The 1,021-nt window shown below is 64.7% G+C and carries 1 protein-coding gene; it reads right to left on the bottom strand.

The window, feature by feature from the left end; all coding sequences use genetic code 11:
* A partial coding sequence (gene hflK / locus EN939_RS35560) for an FtsH protease activity modulator HflK (RefSeq protein WP_127271987.1) occupies positions 1 to 1,021 on the bottom strand: 1,021 nt, incomplete at its 5' end.

Here is a 1,021-nt window from a genome sequence, read left to right as displayed (position 1 = left end):
TCACTGGTTACCTCCCGTAACGCCACTGGGCGCAGCGGGTGCCGGCGCTTTCGGTTGCAATGCCGGCAGCGGCAGATAGGGAACGACCCCTTGCCCGTTGCCCTGCTCGACGATGACCTTGCTCGAATCCTTCAGAACCTTCTCCATGGTTTCCAGGTAGAGGCGCTTGCGCGTTACATCGGGCGCCTTGGCATATTCGTCATAGACCGAGATGAAGCGCTGGGCCTCACCCTCGGCTTCCTGCACGACCCGGTTCTTGTAGGCGGCCGCGTCTTCGCGAATCTGTGCGGCCTCGCCGCGCGCCTGGCCGAGCTTCTGGTTGGAGTACTGGTTGGCCTGCTCGACGAACTTGTCCTCGTCCTGCTCGGCGCGCTGCACTTCGTCGAACGCATCGGCCACTTCGCGTGGCGGTGCCGCATCCTCGATCGAGACGGCGTTGACGTTGAGACCGGCCTTGTAGCCGTCCAGCGTCGTCTGGATGATTTCACGCACCGAGGCGGCAATGCCCTGGCGGTCGTCGCGGAAGATATCCTGCGCCGGCCGGCGGCCGACGGCTTCACGCATGGCGCTTTCGGCAACCTGCCGCAGCATACCGTCGGGATCGGACACATCGAACAGATATGCGCTCGGGTCGGAGACCTGATAGGCCACCGAGAACTGGACGTTGACGATGTTCTGGTCGCCGGTAAGCATCAGCCCGGACGTGTTGCCACTCGTCGCGCCGCCGCCGCCGATATCGACGAGCTGCTCGGAAATCTTGGCCGTCTCGACGGTTTCGAGCGGCCACCAATGGAAATGCAGGCCAGGCTGCGACAGTTCGGTCTTCGGCTTGCCGAAGCGCAATTCGACCGCGACCTCGTCGGGCTGCACGGTATAAACCGCCTTGAACGCCCACAGCACCACAAGTGCAGCCGCGATCAGCGCGAAGATAGCCGGGCTCGCGCCGCCGCCACCCGGAAGAGCGCGCCGCAGCCGGTCCTGGCCGCGGCGGATGATGTCTTCGAGATCGGGAGGCGAGCCC

Origin of the sequence: Mesorhizobium sp. M7A.F.Ca.CA.002.05.1.1, from assembly GCF_003998335.1 — a bacterium.
Taxonomy (GTDB): Bacteria; Pseudomonadota; Alphaproteobacteria; order Rhizobiales; family Rhizobiaceae; genus Mesorhizobium.
The sequence above is the reverse complement of the archived record's forward strand: the minus strand, read 5'-3'. Positions and strand labels throughout refer to the sequence as shown.